Genomic DNA, 13871 nt, shown 5'->3' on the forward strand with positions numbered 1-13871 from the left:
TGGCATAATCCGGGGGCGATGGCCGAGCCGACGATTCGCAAGATCATTCATCTCGACATGGACGCCTTCTACGCGTCCGTGGAGCAGCGCGACGCCCCCTCGCTGCGCGGCAGGCCGGTCGCGGTGGGCGGTGCGCGCGAGCGCGGCGTGGTCATGGCGGCGAGTTACGAGGCGCGGCAATTCGGCGTTCGCTCGGCGATGGCTTCGGCGACCGCGCGCCGTCTCTGTCCCGAGCTGTCGTTCGTCAAACCTCGCTTCGACGTCTACAAGCAGGTGTCGCAGCAGATTCGCGCGATCTTCCTGGAGTACACGCCGCTGGTGGAGCCGCTGTCGCTCGACGAAGCCTATCTCGACGTCACGACCAATCTCAGGAACATCCCGCTCGCGTCCGAGATCGCCCGCGAGATCCGGGCCCGCATCCTCGCCGAGACGGGGCTGACCGCGTCGGCCGGCATCTCCTACAACAAGTTCCTGGCCAAGCTCGCTTCGGACCACCGCAAGCCCAACGGCCAGTATGTCATTCCGCCCGAGCGCGGACCGGCCTTCGTCGAAGGACTGCCGGTCGGGCGGTTCCATGGCGTGGGGCCGGCGACCGAAGCCAGGATGAAGCGGTTGGGCATCCACACCGGCGCCGATCTCAAGGCCCAGTCGCTCGAATTCCTGACGCAGTATTTCGGCAAGTCGGGTCCCTGGTATCACGCCATCGCACGCGGCGAGGATCATCGTCGCGTCGTCCCCGACCGGCCGCGCAAGTCGATCGGCTCGGAGACCACTTTCCTCCGGGACCTCGGCACGCCGGCCGAGCTCGAGGAGGGGGTTTGCTCGGTACTCGACGACGTCTGGGGTTACTGTGAGCGCACCGGAATTTCCGGCCGCACCGTGACGGTGAAGATCAAGTACGCCGACTTCCAGATCGTGACCCGCAGCCGGACCCTGCCGTCGCTTCTGTCGAGCCGCGAGGAGCTGGAACGGACCAGCGTCGAACTCGTGCGCTCGATCCTGCCGCTCGAGAAGCGCGTGCGCCTGCTCGGCGTGTCGCTGCACAATCTTGACCGGCCGCAGGAGGCGGCACCCTCGCCGCAACTCACCCTCGGCCTGTCCTGACGGGTGTTGGTGCCCGCCTCGGGAGCTTCAACCGTCGACGTCCGCGATCAGGCGCCTGATCTGCGCGGCGTCGGGATAGCCGCCGAAACCTGCCTGGACGTTGTCTTTCATGTGCTGCGGCCGGCTGGTACCGGGAATGACGCAGGTGACGGCGGGATGCGCCAGCACGAACTTGAGCAGGAGTTGCGCCCAACTCGTGCAGCCGATCTCGCCGGCCCAGTCCGGCAACGGCCGCGGCAGGAGGCGGCGCAGGAGCCCGCCGCCGCCGAACGGCTGGTTGACGATCACGGCAATGCCGCGCTCGGCAGCGAGCGGCAGGAGCCGACGCTCGACGGCACGATCGTCGACGGCGTAGTTGAGCTGCACGAAGTCCCATTTCTCCGTTCGCATCACGGCTTCCAGCTCGGCATGCGCCGAATCGGTGTAGTGCGTGATGCCAAGGAACCGGATGCGCTTCTCGGCCTTCCAGGCGCGCAAGGTCGGCAAATGGGCGCGCCAGTCGACGAGATTGTGGATCTGCATGAGGTCGATACGCTCGGCACGCAGCAGGCGCATCGACTGCCGCATCTGGGTGATGCCGTTGTCGCGCCCGCTGGTCCAGACCTTGGTGGCGATGAAGGCCTTGTCGCGCATGCCCGCGGCGGCGAGCAGCTCGCCGACAACGCCTTCCGATGCACCGTACATCGGCGAACTGTCGATCACGGAGCCGCCTGCCTCGAACAACGCCCTGAGGACTTCGGCAAGCGGTGCACGGGCGGCCGGATCGGCACCGACATCGAAGGTCCGCCAGGTGCCGCAGCCAACGATCGGAAGGGCCTCACCCGTGGAGGGGATGGTGCGCTTGTGCATGAGTTCTCCAGACTGCGCCCGTGCTGCCCCGGCGAGAAGTCCGGCCACGCCGAGTTGAATGAAATGCGCGCGCGACAGCAACATTGTCACAGGCCGATCTGGAAGCCCGTGCCGGTCGCGGTGACGATCGCCGGACGCCCATTGACGGTCACACGCGGCGGATCCGTGAGTCCTGTCACGGTCATGGTCTTGGCGAGGTTGCCCTGCCCCGGTTTGGGAGCATGGTCGATCTCGACCTCGCGCGCCCACGGGCGATATTCCAGCCGCAGCAGTCCGATCTTGCCGTCAGCCCGCACTGAGACGCCGTCGCGTGTCGCGAGCGCCCAGGTCTGCGGATCCGGGATGGGGTTGTAGGCGACGACGCCGCCGCTCAGCGGATCGGCCAGCAAATAGGCTTTGCGGCCAGCTTCGCTCGTCAGGACGGCGCCGTTCTTCTCGAGACGGCCGGCCACGCCCTGCTGCGACCAACTCGTGTCGCGTTCCAGGCCCGGCGGGAGATAGGGCCATTGGCCGTTCAGCCGCCGCCATGGGATGGCCTTGTCGAGGCTGCCCGGATTGATCGGGAAGTGCAGTTCGGACGATTGGCCGAAGTCGGTGCCGAAGGCTGCTTCCATGAGGTCGCTGCCGCTGCGGTAGGCGATCTCGACACGCCGCTCACCTTCGTGCCAGGTCGCCTTGAGTTCCGCTGCATCGATGTGGCGCGCGAAATTCTCGAAGCTGCCGTACTGGGCCTCGTCGCCCATTTCGATGACGAAGCCGTTGTAGGTGCGCGTCAGGATGGCCCGGAAGTCGAGATCGCGGATGGGCACCGGCTTGCTGCGCTTCATGTTGTAGAGCGAGACGATGAGGGCTGGTGCGACATGCTTGTCGGTGGGTGTCGCCGGTCCGCCACCGCCCGGCCCGATCTCCATCGCGACCTCTCGCCCGAGATCGTTGGCCGGCAAGGGCATGAGCGCGAGATAGGTGACGCCGTCGCGGATCAGGATGTACCTGGGATTGGACGAGTCGATCCGCCAATCGGGAGTCGGCATGAAATTCCACAAGCCTATGACTGTAGCCAGCCTCGAGACGGCCCGATCCATGCCGACGCCTTCCAGGAAGCGGTCGCGATTGGTGTGCGGCTTGGCAAAGACGATGGCGCGATTCCGGCTCTGATAGGTGAGAGTGAGTCCGGCCTGCGGGATCGTGCCGTCGATGGTCGTGGCGAGATTGGGTTCGTTGGCGACGTAGCGCGCCGTCAGGGTGCCGATGTCCTCGAGTCGGTTCGAGCGGCGCGGCTCGCGAACCCACTGGGCCATGACATCGATGGTGCTGGCCTTGATGTCGGTACTGGCGAGGCCGTGCCACTGACCGATGTAGACGCGTCGCCACAGCGGCTGCTTGAAGTTGTTGCGGATGGTCTCGGCCGCGGTCTCCTCGAAGGGTACCGGCTTGTCGTCGACCAGGCCGGAGACCCAGGACGGTGCCCAGGGCGCTTTGACGGCCTGGATGGCGACGCGGCCGGGCGGGAAGTCGTAGCCCCAGATCGGCATGCCGTGCACCGTCGCCGGGGGCGGCTGATCTGTGTAGTTGACCGTGCCTTCCTTCGATACCGTGTGGAGTACCGCATAGACGCCGTCCTGCTCGACCAGCAGGCCCGAGATGCGTGAGCGTCCGGAGGAGGAGATGAAGCGCCGCAGCCTGGGGTGAAAGGCCGTGATCAGCATTTCCATCGTGCGGTCGGTCAGGATGCGGCCTTTCAGGCGGTCGATCGCCGTCGGGGCGTAGTCGGCGAACATCTTCTGCGCACTGAGCGTGATCGACAGGTAGTAGTGGTCGAGAAGTTCCTGCGAGCTGCCGTCGAGGAATGCCCAGAAGCGCAGCAGCAGGGCCTCGAGTCCGTGGCGTCCATCGGCCATGGCGTTGTCCGAGCCGACGAGCGTGCCGCCGAGCAACGCGCCCATCGCGGCGGTGTGATTGAAGTTCTGGGTGCTGACGGCGAAGTTGTAGCCGGCGCGGAAGAAGGAGGCGCGGCCGCGCCAGTCCCGCGTGCGCTTCCAATAGTCCATGGCTTCCGGGCTCTGCGGATGGAAGAAAGACGAAGTCGGAACGTCGGATTGCAGCCAGGCGCGCCAGTAGTTCTTGAGATGCTCCTGCAGCGGCGTCGGCAGGAGCCGGTCGAAGACCAGGGAGATCAGCAGGTAGTCGGCGATCGACCAGCCCTGCCAGTAGCGCGGCGGCATGGAAAGCATCTCGCGCACGAAATGGAGATAGTCCCGGTAACCCTTTTCGTCCTGAAGATTGGCCCATCGGCTGACGTCGTCTCCGCCCAGCCGGCGCAATTCCTCGATCCGGGCCAGCTCCCATGCCTGACGCGGACCTGAGACGCGCATGGCAGCATTGGAGCGTTCGGCGACCTCGGCCGCCGTCAGCATCACTGCGGTCGGCGCCGAGCCGTCGGCCGTCCGCAGGTGCCACTCGCGCTCGACATCGGGTGGCAGCGAGACCGATACGATTCCACCGCTGACCGGGCGGCAGGTCAGGAGCAGGCGCGGTCGGGCGAAGCGCAGCCCATGGCCGCCGACGGGCATCGCCCACTCATAGGCGTTGCCGGGCTCGCGATAGCGCGTGTCGTAGGTTTCGAGCTTGCGCAGCAGGAAGCCGCAATGTTCCAGCCACCGCAGGCGTTCGCCGGCGTCGCGCTCAACGAAGGGTGTCGAGAGGATCTTGGTGATGTCGAAGCGCGCCTCACGCGCCGCCAGAGACAGTTCCTGGGGGGTGTCGACTTCAGGAAAGCGGTCCTTGGTGAGATCGGCCGCCCCGAAGCGCGCCCAATAGCGCCGCCCGTCGACACTGGCATTGAAGGTCGGGCCGTTCGCCTTGTCGGCCACCCATGGCTGGCGCAGCGGCCAGGCTTGCACGTGCCAGGTTGGAGGCGATTCAGTCCAGACCTTGCGGCCCAGTCCGTCGCGGCACAAATAGCCCTCCGGCACTATCTCGTAGCTGTGATAGGCAAGTGACAGCTCGGCCTTCATCAGCACGCGTCCGCGCCGCAGCACATGGGCGATGTCCTCGGCGGCGGTCGGAAACCGCACCAGTACGGAACGGTGAACCGCATCGACCGTCATGCCGCCGGGGAAAGTCGTGTCCCAATGGCGTCCGTCGATGGTGGCGGTTTCGCTGCGTGTTACCTCGAACAGCTCGGGCCGGCCTTGGGCGCGGGCAAACGCCGGCGCCATGGCCAGCCCCGTGGTCCCGAGCAGCAAACGGCGGCGGTCGATCGAAAAGGACATCGTTGAAGAGCATGCTACGCTGCGATCGAGGAGGAAAGATGATGATCAAGCGCAAACAGCGCATTCCCATGCGCGATCTCGCCAGTCTGTCGGCGGAAGATCGGGAGACCATCGAGAAGAACGCGATGAACGGCCAAGTCTTCAATATATTCAAGGTTCTCGCCCATCATCCCAAGCTGGTGAAGCGCTGGACGCCGTTCGCCGGCCATATCCTGTCGAAGCAGACATTGCCGTTTCGGGATCGCGAATTGTTGATCCTGCGCATCGGCTGGCTGAACCAGGCCGAGTACGAATTCGCCCAGCACGAGTTGATCGCCAGGCGTGGCGGGCTTTCAGACGTGGATATCGAACGGGTCAAGCAGGGATCCAAGGCCCAGGGGTGGAACGAGCACGAGGCAGCGCTGATGCAGCTCGCCGACGATCTGCATGAGAACTCGGTGGCGTCGGACGCGACATGGGCGGTGCTGTCGAAGTCCTACTCGACCGAGCAACTCATGGACGCCGTGTTCACGGTCGGCCAGTACAATCTGGTGTCGTGGGCGCTCAACAGCTTTGGCGTGCCGCTCGACGACTTCCTGCCCGATTCCAGACGTAAGGCGTGATACGGATCATTTCCGCTTTCTGCCGGGCCGGTCGCGTCACGCCTTTCCGCTGACGCCCGCTTCGGCGAAGGTCGCCATGCCGTTGTGGCAAGCGGCGGCGGCCTTGAGCAAGGGAACGGCAAGGGCCGCCGCCGAGGCCTCGCCGAGCCGCATGTCCATATCGAGCAGGGGACGTTGGCCAATTGCGTCGAGGAGCCGCCGGTGTCCGGGCTCCGCCGAGCGATGGGCGACCACGCAGTGGTCGAGTGCACGGCTGTCGCAGGCATGGAGCGCGGCCGCGGCGGCGGTGCAGGCGTAGCCATCGAGCAGCACCGGAATACGGCCCATACGGGCCGCCAGTACGGCGCCGGCGATTGCGGCGAACTCCTCGCCGCCCAGTGCAGCGAGCAAGGCGAGGGGGTCTCGCTCTGCAACCGCGGCGGCGTGATGCCTCAGGGCTTCGTCGATGACGGCGACCTTCCGGGCGAGGGCGGCGCCGCCTACGCCGGTGCCCGGGCCGGCCCAGTCGGCGCCCGTGCCGCCGAACAGCGCCGCGCAGAGTGCGGCGGCGGAAGTGGTGTTGGCGATTCCCATTTCCCCCAGGCACAGCACATCGATACCAGGCTCCGCCGCCATCATGCCGTAAGTCATGGCGTTAGCGGCGCGAGCTTCGCTCATCGCTGGCGCACGGGTGAAATCCTCGGTCGGGTGGTCGAGATCGAGTTCGTAAATGCGCAGATCGGCGTCGATGACGGCCGACAGCTGGTTGATGGCCGCGCCACCGGACAGGAAGTTCTTGACCATTTGCTGCGTGACTTCCGGCGGATAGGCCGAAACACCCTGGCGGGCCACGCCGTGTGTCCCGGCAAAAACCGCCACGCGCGGCCGTTCGATCCGGGGCTGGGCGCGTCCCTGCCAAGCGGCGAGCCATTCGGCGATCTCCTCCAGGCGGCCGAGGGAGCCTGGCGGCTTGGTCAGCTCCGCCTGGCGGCGCACCACCTCGGCCCGCGCCGCGAGGTCGGGTCCCGGCAGTTCGCTCAGGATGCGGCGCATTTCCGCAAATGTCGCTGTTGGGGCATTCATGGCGGGCGCGGACCATCCTATATTTGCCCCACCATGACCAGCCCCAACGACCTTTCCGGTGGCCGCCCCGCTTCGTTCGACGAATGGTTGCAGGCCTTCAAGGAACAGGTGGTGTTCTTCACCGGCCTGAAGCTGGATGTCGGCACGCCACGCTGGCCGCTGGCCGATGTCCTGCCCGTGCTGCCGTTCATCGGCGTCCTGGTGGGAATCGCCGCAGGCGTGGTCTTCGCCGTCGTCCAAGGCATCGGCGGATCGGATTGGCTGGCTGCCATATTGGCCGTCGGCACCGCCATCGCGGTCACGCGCGCCCTGCACGAGGACGGCCTCGCTGACACGGCCGATGGCCTGGGTCCGCACGGGATCGACTCGCCGCGCCGTCTCGAGATCATGCGCGACAGTCGCAGCGGCGCCTTCGGCGTGCTCGCGCTCGTTCTGTCCGTCCTCGTCAAGGTCGCTTGCCTCGCCGAGTTCGGCGGCGCGACCGGCCTGGTCGTGCTGATTGCCGCGCACGCGCTGTCGCGGGCGCTGATCGCCTATCCCTTGCTTGCGTTTTCGCCTGTCCATCCCGACGGCCTGGGCGCGCAGGTGGGCAAACCGACCGACAACGACGTCTGGCTGACCGTCGGTATCGGCGCCGTGCTGGCCTTCCTGCTGCTGCTGGGCAAGGGCTTCTTCGTCGCCATCCTGGCGCCGCTGGCCGCGATCGGCACCGCCTGGTGGACCGCGCGCTGGATCGCCGGCCGCATCGGCGGCTATACCGGCGACACGCTGGGCGCCGTCCAGCAGAAATCGGAGATTGCCTTCCTCGTGGTCGCGGCGATCCTCATCGGCTAAGAACGCCGCCATGGCAACTGGAGCGAAGATCACGGGCGCGGTCACCCGCTGGTGGTGGGTGAGACATGCGCCGGTTCCCAATCCCGAGGCGCGCTGTTACGGGCAGACCGACAAGGATTGCGACGTCAGCAACGAGGGGCTGTTTCGGCATCAGGCGGCGCTGCTTCCAAGAGGGGCAGTCTGGTACTCGTCGAACCTGCTGCGTGCGCGCAAGACCGCCGAGCATCTCGCCAAGGCCGGCGCCGACATGGCGGAACTCAGGATCGACCCGGATCTTGCCGAACAGCACTTCGGAACCTGGCAGGGCCTGACCTATTCCGAAATCGCCCGGGATCATGGCAGCAACCACCTGTTCTGGCTCGGTCCACCGGAGTTCCGCCCGCCGGGCGGCGAGAGCTTCGTCGATCTGAGGCTGCGTACCGTGCGCAGCATCGAACGGCTGACGGCCGAGCATCGCGGCGGCGACATCGTGGTGACGGCACATGGTGGCACGATCCGTGCCGCCCTTGCGCACGCCTTCGACATGCATCCGGAGGCGGCCGTGCGCTTCGAGATCGACAATGTCTCGTTGACCCTGATCGAGCACTTCGAGCAGGCTGATCCCGCGCATGCTTGGCGGGTTGCCTTCACCAACTACATGCCACGCGAGCTCGTGCGCGTCTCTGCCGCCGCGCCGGCATGAAGACCGCGAGCGAGCTTGCTGCCGAACAGGCCGCGTTCTGGGACGGGCCCGGCGGAAGCATGTGGCTCGCCGCCTATGAGCGGCGCATCGAGCGGCAGATCGCGGAGTTCGGTCGGCAACTCATGGTCGCTGCGGCACCACAGGCTGGCGAGTCGGTGCTCGATGTGGGATGCGGCACGGGTCAGACGACCCTGGCGCTCGCCCGCGCCGTCGGCCCGACAGGCAGCGCCCTAGGAATCGACATCTCCCGGACGCTGATCGGGGTGGCGCGCACACAGGTTCTCGCCAACCTGCGCTACGAGGTTCTCGACGCCGCGACCCACGCCTTTGCGCCGGCGGCGATCGACCTTCTGTTCTCGCGCTTCGGCGTCATGTTCTTCGGCGATCCAGTGGCGGCCTTCGCGAACCTCCGGCGTGCTCTCAAGTCCGCCGGCCGGGTCACGTTTCTGTGCTGGCGGTCGGCCGCCGAGAACCCCTGGCAACGACTGCCGATCCAGGCAGCGGCGCCTCACTTGCCGCCGATGCCCCGGCCAGGCCCGGGCGAGCCCGGGCCCTTTGCCTTTGGAGACCGCGACCACGTTCAGGGCATCCTCGCGAAGGCCGGTTTTGCCGACGTCTCGTTCCAGCCGGTCGACGGCACCCTGGTGCTAGGGCACGACGTTGCGGATGTGACCGAAGGACTGCGACGGTTCGGCCCCCTCGCACGCGTTCTCACCGAGGTGCCAGCGACGGATGCGGACAAGGCCTTGGCGGCGGTCGCCCTGGCGCTTCAACCCCATGTCGGTCCGCAAGGAGTGGCGCTGCCTGGCGCCGCCTGGATCGTGCAGGCACGTCCAGCCTGATGGAACACACGCCCGCTTCGAGCTTGCCGCCGGTTACCCTCGTGCTGGGGGGGGCACGATCAGGCAAGAGTACGCATGCCGAGAGGCTGACGGCAGGGACCCTGAGCGGTGCACCACCTCGGCCGGCGACCTATATCGCCACCGCGGAAGCCGGTGACGTCGAGATGGCGACACGGATCATGGCCCATCGCGCGCGACGGGGCGCCAACTGGACCACGATCGAGGCGCCACGCGAGCTCGACGAGGCGGTGCGGAGAGCTACGGAAGGCGGCCGGCCGGTACTGGTCGATTGCCTCACGCTCTGGTTGTCGAATCTCGTGCTCGCCGGCGAAGACATCGACCGGGCGACCGACGAACTCTTGGCCGTCCTCGACGAGTGTCGCTCCCCCGTGGTTTTCGTGAGCAATGAAGTCGGGCTGGGAATCGTGCCCGACACGCCGCTCGGCCGGACCTTCCGGGATGCCCAGGGGCGGCTCAACATGCGCGTAGCCGAACGGGCCGATCGGGTCGTGCTGATGACGGCCGGCCTGCCGCTGACACTGAAAGATCGCCCGGCGCCGCGCGGCTGACGCCGCAATTTGGCCCTGAAACATGGTATTATCGTAAAGTGGCAGTCAACGAAGAGCGCCCCCCTCGCGCCGGCTGCCGACCAAGGAGCAGTAGAATGAAGCTCGATCGCCGAACCGTTCTGGGCGGAGCTGCGTCCGCCTTCGCCACCTCTCTTGTCTTGTCGCCGCCTGTTCTCGCCGACGCCAGGCGTCAGTCGCTGATCGACCAGTCGCTGAACTCAGTGCGCAAGCTTCTGAGCGGCAAGGATTTTCCCGACGCCGTGAAGCTGATGTCCAAGGCACGCGCCGTGCTGATCGTGCCCGAACTCGTGCAGGGCGGCTTCATCGTCGGCGCTGCCGGTGGCAGGGGAGTGATGCTCACGAAGCGCAGTCCCGCGGACTGGAGCTACCCGGCGTTCTACGGCATGGGCTCGGGCAGCGTCGGCCTGCAGGTCGGCGGCAAGGTGAGCGAAATCGTCTTCATCATCCTGACCGACAAGGGCCTGCACGCCGTCCTCGACCACAAGTTCAAGTTTGGCGCGGAGGCTGGCGTGACATTGGTTGCGGTCGGCGTCGGCTTCGAAGGCGCATCGACCGCCGCGGGCGGCGCCGACATCGTGGCCTTTGCCAATTCCAACGGGCTGTTCGCCGGGGTGTCGCTGGAAGGCTCTTACCTCGACGCAGACAACGACTGGAACGCGCTTTACTACGGCGCCGGCGCGACGGGTCGCGGCGTCGTGGTCGACCACCGCTTCACCAATCCGGGCGCCGAACCGCTCCGCCAGTTCCTCGCCCAGTGGTGACGCGCTAAGCCGTCACCTTCAGCGACGGCGCGATCGACAGCTTCGCCTGGGTCTTGGCCTTGACCTCGTCGACGCTCACGCCGTCGGCGAGCTCGATCAGCGTCACGCCGCCATTGCCCTTCTTGTCGATGGTGAAGACACCGAGCTCGCTCACCACCATGTCGACCACGCGCTTGCCGGTGAGCGGCAGCGTGCATTTCTTCAGGAGCTTGGACTGGCCGTCTTTGGAGACGTGCTCCATGGTGACGATGACGCGCTTCACGCCGGCCACGAGATCCATCGCGCCGCCCATGCCCTTCACCATCTTGCCGGGGATCATCCAGTTGGCGAGATCGCCATTCTCCGCCACTTCCATCGCGCCCAGGATCGACAGGTCGATATGGCCGCCGCGGATCATGCCGAAAGAATCGGCCGAGCTGAAATAGGCCGTGCCCTTGACCTCGGTCACCGTCTGCTTTCCGGCATTGATGATGTCGGCGTCGACCTCGTTGTCGAGCGGGAAGGGGCCGACGCCCAGCATGCCGTTCTCGCTCTGCAACGTGATGTCGACATCCTCCGGCACGTAGTTCGACACCAGGGTCGGGATGCCGATGCCGAGGTTGACGTAGAAGCCGTCCTTCAGTTCCTTGGCGGCGCGCGCCGCCATCTGCTCGCGGGTCCAGGCCATGATCGTCTCCTCTAGCGCAAGGCCTCTTGCTGAGGAGGCCGCAGAGCGGCCGTCTCGAAGCATGGGCAACAAACAGCCATCGCCTGCCCACCCTTCGAGACGCGCTCCTGCGGGGCGCTTCTCAGGGTGAGGGCCTTTGGGTCAAGGGCCATTACGACTTCCTCACGGTGCGCTGCTCGATCTTCTTGTCGTACGGCGCGCCGCAGAAGATGCGTTTGACGAAAACCGCCGGCGTGTGGATGTGGTCGGGATCGAGCTGGCCGACCGGCACCAGCTCCTCGACCTCGGCGATGCACAGGCGCGCGGCCGTCGCCATCATGGGGTTGAAGTTCCGCGCGGCCTTCCGATAGACGAGGTTGCCGGAAGCGTCGCCCTTCCAGGCCTTGATCAGCGCGATGTCGCCGAACAGGCCGCGCTCCATCACGTATTCCTCGCCGTCGAACACCTTGGTCTCCTTGCCCTCGGCGACCAGCGTACCGACGCCGGTCTTGGTGTAGAAGGCGGGAATGCCTGCACCGCCGGCACGGCAGCGCTCTGCGAGCGTACCCTGCGGATTGAACTCGAGCTCGAGCTTGCCCTCGAGGTAGAGCTTGGCGAACGTCTTGTTCTCGCCGACGTAGGAGCTGATCATCTTCTTGATCTGTCCGGTCTCCAGAAGAAGGCCGAGACCCGCACCGTCGATGCCGGCGTTGTTGCTGACGCAGGTCAGGTTCTTGACCCCGGACGCGCGCACCGCCTCGATCAGCCGTTCCGGAATGCCGACCAGGCCGAAGCCGCCGCACATCAGCATCTGGCCGTCGCGCAGCACGCCGTCGAGCGCCGACCTGGCATCCTTGTAGACTTTGTTCGCCATCCACCCGTTCCTGCAAAAGCCGTACCGCCCGAATATCAACGGGCGGCGTTTCAGTCCAGCAACAGCGGCAGATGCCGCGACAGCATGCCATCCGTGTCGCGCAGCTCGTGCACGATGGTGAAGTGGTCGGCGCCGGGCACTGGGATCAGCGCGCCCGGGAGGTGTCCGGCCGAGCGCCGGGCGTGCAGGTCGCGGCTGTCGCCGACCAGCGGCGGCAGCTCGGCCGTTCCGTAGGCGATGGCGAGCGGCTTCTTCACCATCGGCAGGCGCAGCGGTGATAGCTTCACGATCTCGTCGTCCGTCAGCTTCAGCTTCTCGTTGAGATAGGTGTCGCGGATCGGGCCGAGCTCGAACACGCCGGAGATGGCGAGGCCGGCGCTGACGCGGGAATGGCCGAGGCAGGCCGCCGTCAGGTGCCCGCCAGCCGACCAGCCCGACAGTACGACCTTGCCGGCGATGCCGTGCGATGGTCCATTGGTCGCCAGCCAGTCGAGAGCCGCATTGATCTCCGCGACGATCTCGGTGAGCGAGGCATCCGGCGCCAGCGTATAGCCCGGCAGCGCCGCCGCCCAGCCCCGAGCCGCGGGGCCGGCGATCAGGTTGGCGAACTGCTCGCGGCTGTTGCGCTGCCAGTAGCCGCCATGGATGAACACGATACAGGGCGCGTTCGGATCGGCGGCCGGGAACAGGTCCCATGCGTTGCGCTCGCGCGGCCCGTAGCGGAGGTCGAGATGCGCGGGGTGCTTCTCGCGGTAGGCTTTGGAGGCGGCCTCGCGCGCCGCATTCAGTTCGCCGCTGTTCCTGACAGCGTTGGAGTTGTTGTAGGCCGCGTCGCGCTCGGCGCGGCTCATCGTGCCCCAGTTCACTTGGTCTTCTCCAGGATGACGACTGCCATGCCAGCCAGCACGAGAGCAGTGCCGATGGCAAGGGCGGTTGTGACCGGCTCGCCGAGCAGCACGGCCGAGGCGGCGATGCCGACCAGCGGCGTCGCCAACATGCCGAGCGAGCCCGTGATCGGCGGCAGGGCGCGCGCGACCGACACGGCCGCCCAGGTTCCGATCGGCCCCGCGAAGGAGCCGATATAGAGGAGCGCGATCCAGAGATTGGCATTCCCGGCATCGAGATGTCCGTTCGGTTCGACGACGAAGGCAAGGCCCCACAGCAGCGCGCTCGCCACCGACATCTGCCAGGGCAGCGTGTCGAGCGGGGTGGACCGCCATCGATGGCGTCGGGCATGCAGGATGGCGATCGCCCACGAGAAGCCGGCCAGCAGGAGCCAGACGTGGCCTTCGATCACGGCACGATCGGTCCAGTCGAAGCGGGCGGGATCGATCAGGGCGACGATCCCCGCCGTGCCGAGCGCGACTCCGAGAACACCGCGCCAGCCGACCCGCTCGCCGACCACCAGCGACAACGGCACCATCCACAGCATGGCGGTGTAGCTCAGCACGCCCGAACGTCCGGCCGGCACGTGCTGCAGGCCCATGTTAGCCAGCGCGAAGTAGAGCGTGAGCTGGAACGTGCCGACCGACAGCACGATCGGCCAGTCATCGCGTTGCGGCCAGCGCAGGCGCCGGAGGGCGGCGAGCAGGGCGAAGGCGGTCAGCGCCGACAGGCTCGCGCGACCAGCCGCCAGCCAGACCGGCGTGCTGGCGGTGAGGCCGAGCTTGAGGACCGGGAAGGCGAGCCCGAACAGGACGACTGCGGCCGCAAGCTGCAGCCACGCGATGCGGGGCGTTCCCGTCATGGCCGA

14 protein-coding genes are annotated in these 13871 nt (G+C 66.8%); 7 read left to right on the forward strand and 7 right to left on the reverse strand.

The annotated features are described in order from the left end of the window. Window positions 1-18 precede the first annotated feature (18 nt). Window positions 19-1104 carry a DNA polymerase IV gene (gene dinB, locus KIT25_24270; GenBank protein UYN95091.1) on the forward strand — a complete coding sequence of 362 codons (1086 nt, stop codon included), beginning with the start codon at window positions 19-21 and terminating at the stop codon, window positions 1102-1104. Window positions 1105-1131: 27 nt separating this feature from the next. Here the strand turns inward: dinB and KIT25_24275 are convergent, their stop codons facing one another. Together KIT25_24275 and KIT25_24280 are read right to left on the reverse strand one after the other, a co-directional pair. Further along, a complete protein-coding gene (locus KIT25_24275; GenBank protein ID UYN95092.1) occupies window positions 1132-2037 on the reverse strand; it encodes an aldo/keto reductase in 906 nt (301 codons plus the stop codon). Between the two features lie 2 nt (window positions 2038-2039). Further along, window positions 2040-5225 (reverse strand): hypothetical protein, encoded by a 3186-nt coding sequence (locus KIT25_24280; protein UYN95093.1) that lies wholly within the window; start codon window positions 5223-5225, stop codon window positions 2040-2042. Between the two features lie 41 nt (window positions 5226-5266). Here KIT25_24280 and KIT25_24285 point away from each other — a divergent pair, with 41 nt between their 5' ends. Next, on the forward strand, window positions 5267-5827 hold the full coding sequence (locus KIT25_24285) for a carboxymuconolactone decarboxylase family protein (protein UYN95094.1): 561 nt from the start codon (window positions 5267-5269) through the stop codon (window positions 5825-5827). 36 nt (window positions 5828-5863) lie between these two features. Here KIT25_24285 and cobT read toward each other — a convergent pair whose 3' ends face one another. Further along, on the reverse strand, window positions 5864-6889 hold the full coding sequence (gene cobT / locus KIT25_24290) for a nicotinate-nucleotide--dimethylbenzimidazole phosphoribosyltransferase (protein UYN95095.1): 1026 nt from the start codon (window positions 6887-6889) through the stop codon (window positions 5864-5866). A 33-nt stretch (window positions 6890-6922) separates the two neighbouring features. Between cobT and KIT25_24295 the strand changes: the two genes are divergently transcribed. From KIT25_24295 to KIT25_24315, 5 genes are all read left to right on the forward strand, one after another. Next, window positions 6923-7723 (forward strand): adenosylcobinamide-GDP ribazoletransferase, encoded by an 801-nt coding sequence (locus tag KIT25_24295; protein UYN95096.1) that lies wholly within the window; start codon window positions 6923-6925, stop codon window positions 7721-7723. A 10-nt stretch (window positions 7724-7733) separates the two neighbouring features. Then, a complete protein-coding gene (locus KIT25_24300) occupies window positions 7734-8405 on the forward strand; it encodes a histidine phosphatase family protein (GenBank protein UYN95097.1) in 672 nt (223 codons plus the stop codon). Window positions 8406-8464: 59 nt separating this feature from the next. After that, complete coding sequence (locus tag KIT25_24305; GenBank protein ID UYN95098.1) at window positions 8465-9247, forward strand: class I SAM-dependent methyltransferase; 783 nt, start codon at window positions 8465-8467, stop codon at window positions 9245-9247. Next, entirely contained in the window at window positions 9247-9816 is a 570-nt protein-coding gene (cobU, locus tag KIT25_24310) for a bifunctional adenosylcobinamide kinase/adenosylcobinamide-phosphate guanylyltransferase (protein UYN95099.1), read from the forward strand. Before KIT25_24305 ends, cobU begins: the two co-directional genes overlap by 1 nt. Window positions 9817-9911: 95 nt before the next feature. After that, complete coding sequence (locus KIT25_24315; protein ID UYN95100.1) at window positions 9912-10598, forward strand: lipid-binding SYLF domain-containing protein; 687 nt, start codon at window positions 9912-9914, stop codon at window positions 10596-10598. A 4-nt stretch (window positions 10599-10602) separates the two neighbouring features. On the opposite strand, the gene KIT25_24320 is transcribed toward KIT25_24315, so the two are convergent. The 4 genes from KIT25_24320 to KIT25_24335 all read right to left on the reverse strand — a co-directional run bounded on the left by KIT25_24320 (window position 10603) and on the right by KIT25_24335 (window position 13865). Continuing rightward, on the reverse strand, window positions 10603-11265 hold the full coding sequence (locus KIT25_24320; GenBank protein UYN95101.1) for a CoA transferase subunit B: 663 nt from the start codon (window positions 11263-11265) through the stop codon (window positions 10603-10605). Between the two features lie 151 nt (window positions 11266-11416). Beyond that, a complete protein-coding gene (locus KIT25_24325; GenBank protein UYN95102.1) occupies window positions 11417-12118 on the reverse strand; it encodes a CoA transferase subunit A in 702 nt (233 codons plus the stop codon). A gap of 50 nt (window positions 12119-12168) precedes the next feature. Continuing rightward, window positions 12169-12969, reverse strand: coding sequence for an alpha/beta hydrolase (locus KIT25_24330; protein ID UYN98051.1), 801 nt, complete (start codon window positions 12967-12969; stop codon window positions 12169-12171). A gap of 11 nt (window positions 12970-12980) precedes the next feature. After that, window positions 12981-13865 carry a DMT family transporter gene (locus KIT25_24335; protein UYN95103.1) on the reverse strand — a complete coding sequence of 295 codons (885 nt, stop codon included), beginning with the start codon at window positions 13863-13865 and terminating at the stop codon, window positions 12981-12983. Window positions 13866-13871: the final 6 nt, after the last annotated feature.

Source organism: Enhydrobacter sp. (assembly GCA_025808875.1).
In the GTDB taxonomy this organism is placed as follows: domain Bacteria; phylum Pseudomonadota; class Alphaproteobacteria; order Reyranellales; family Reyranellaceae; genus Reyranella.

Bases quoted from the DNA above. Each gene is read 5' to 3' on its own strand.
- dinB (UYN95091.1), top strand. From the start codon at position 19: ATGGCCGAGCCGACGATTCGCAAGATCATTCATCTCGACATGGACGCC.
- KIT25_24275 (UYN95092.1), bottom strand. From the start codon at position 2,037: ATGTTGCTGTCGCGCGCGCATTTCATTCAACTCGGCGTGGCCGGACTT.
- KIT25_24280 (UYN95093.1), bottom strand. From the start codon at position 5,225: ATGTCCTTTTCGATCGACCGCCGCCGTTTGCTGCTCGGGACCACGGGG.
- KIT25_24285 (UYN95094.1), top strand. From the start codon at position 5,267: ATGATCAAGCGCAAACAGCGCATTCCCATGCGCGATCTCGCCAGTCTG.
- cobT (UYN95095.1), bottom strand. From the start codon at position 6,889: ATGAATGCCCCAACAGCGACATTTGCGGAAATGCGCCGCATCCTGAGC.
- KIT25_24295 (UYN95096.1), top strand. From the start codon at position 6,923: ATGACCAGCCCCAACGACCTTTCCGGTGGCCGCCCCGCTTCGTTCGAC.
- KIT25_24300 (UYN95097.1), top strand. From the start codon at position 7,734: ATGGCAACTGGAGCGAAGATCACGGGCGCGGTCACCCGCTGGTGGTGG.
- KIT25_24305 (UYN95098.1), top strand. From the start codon at position 8,465: ATGTGGCTCGCCGCCTATGAGCGGCGCATCGAGCGGCAGATCGCGGAG.
- cobU (UYN95099.1), top strand. From the start codon at position 9,247: ATGGAACACACGCCCGCTTCGAGCTTGCCGCCGGTTACCCTCGTGCTG.
- KIT25_24315 (UYN95100.1), top strand. From the start codon at position 9,912: ATGAAGCTCGATCGCCGAACCGTTCTGGGCGGAGCTGCGTCCGCCTTC.
- KIT25_24320 (UYN95101.1), bottom strand. From the start codon at position 11,265: ATGGCCTGGACCCGCGAGCAGATGGCGGCGCGCGCCGCCAAGGAACTG.
- KIT25_24325 (UYN95102.1), bottom strand. From the start codon at position 12,118: ATGGCGAACAAAGTCTACAAGGATGCCAGGTCGGCGCTCGACGGCGTG.
- KIT25_24330 (UYN98051.1), bottom strand. From the start codon at position 12,969: ATGAGCCGCGCCGAGCGCGACGCGGCCTACAACAACTCCAACGCTGTC.
- KIT25_24335 (UYN95103.1), bottom strand. From the start codon at position 13,865: ATGACGGGAACGCCCCGCATCGCGTGGCTGCAGCTTGCGGCCGCAGTC.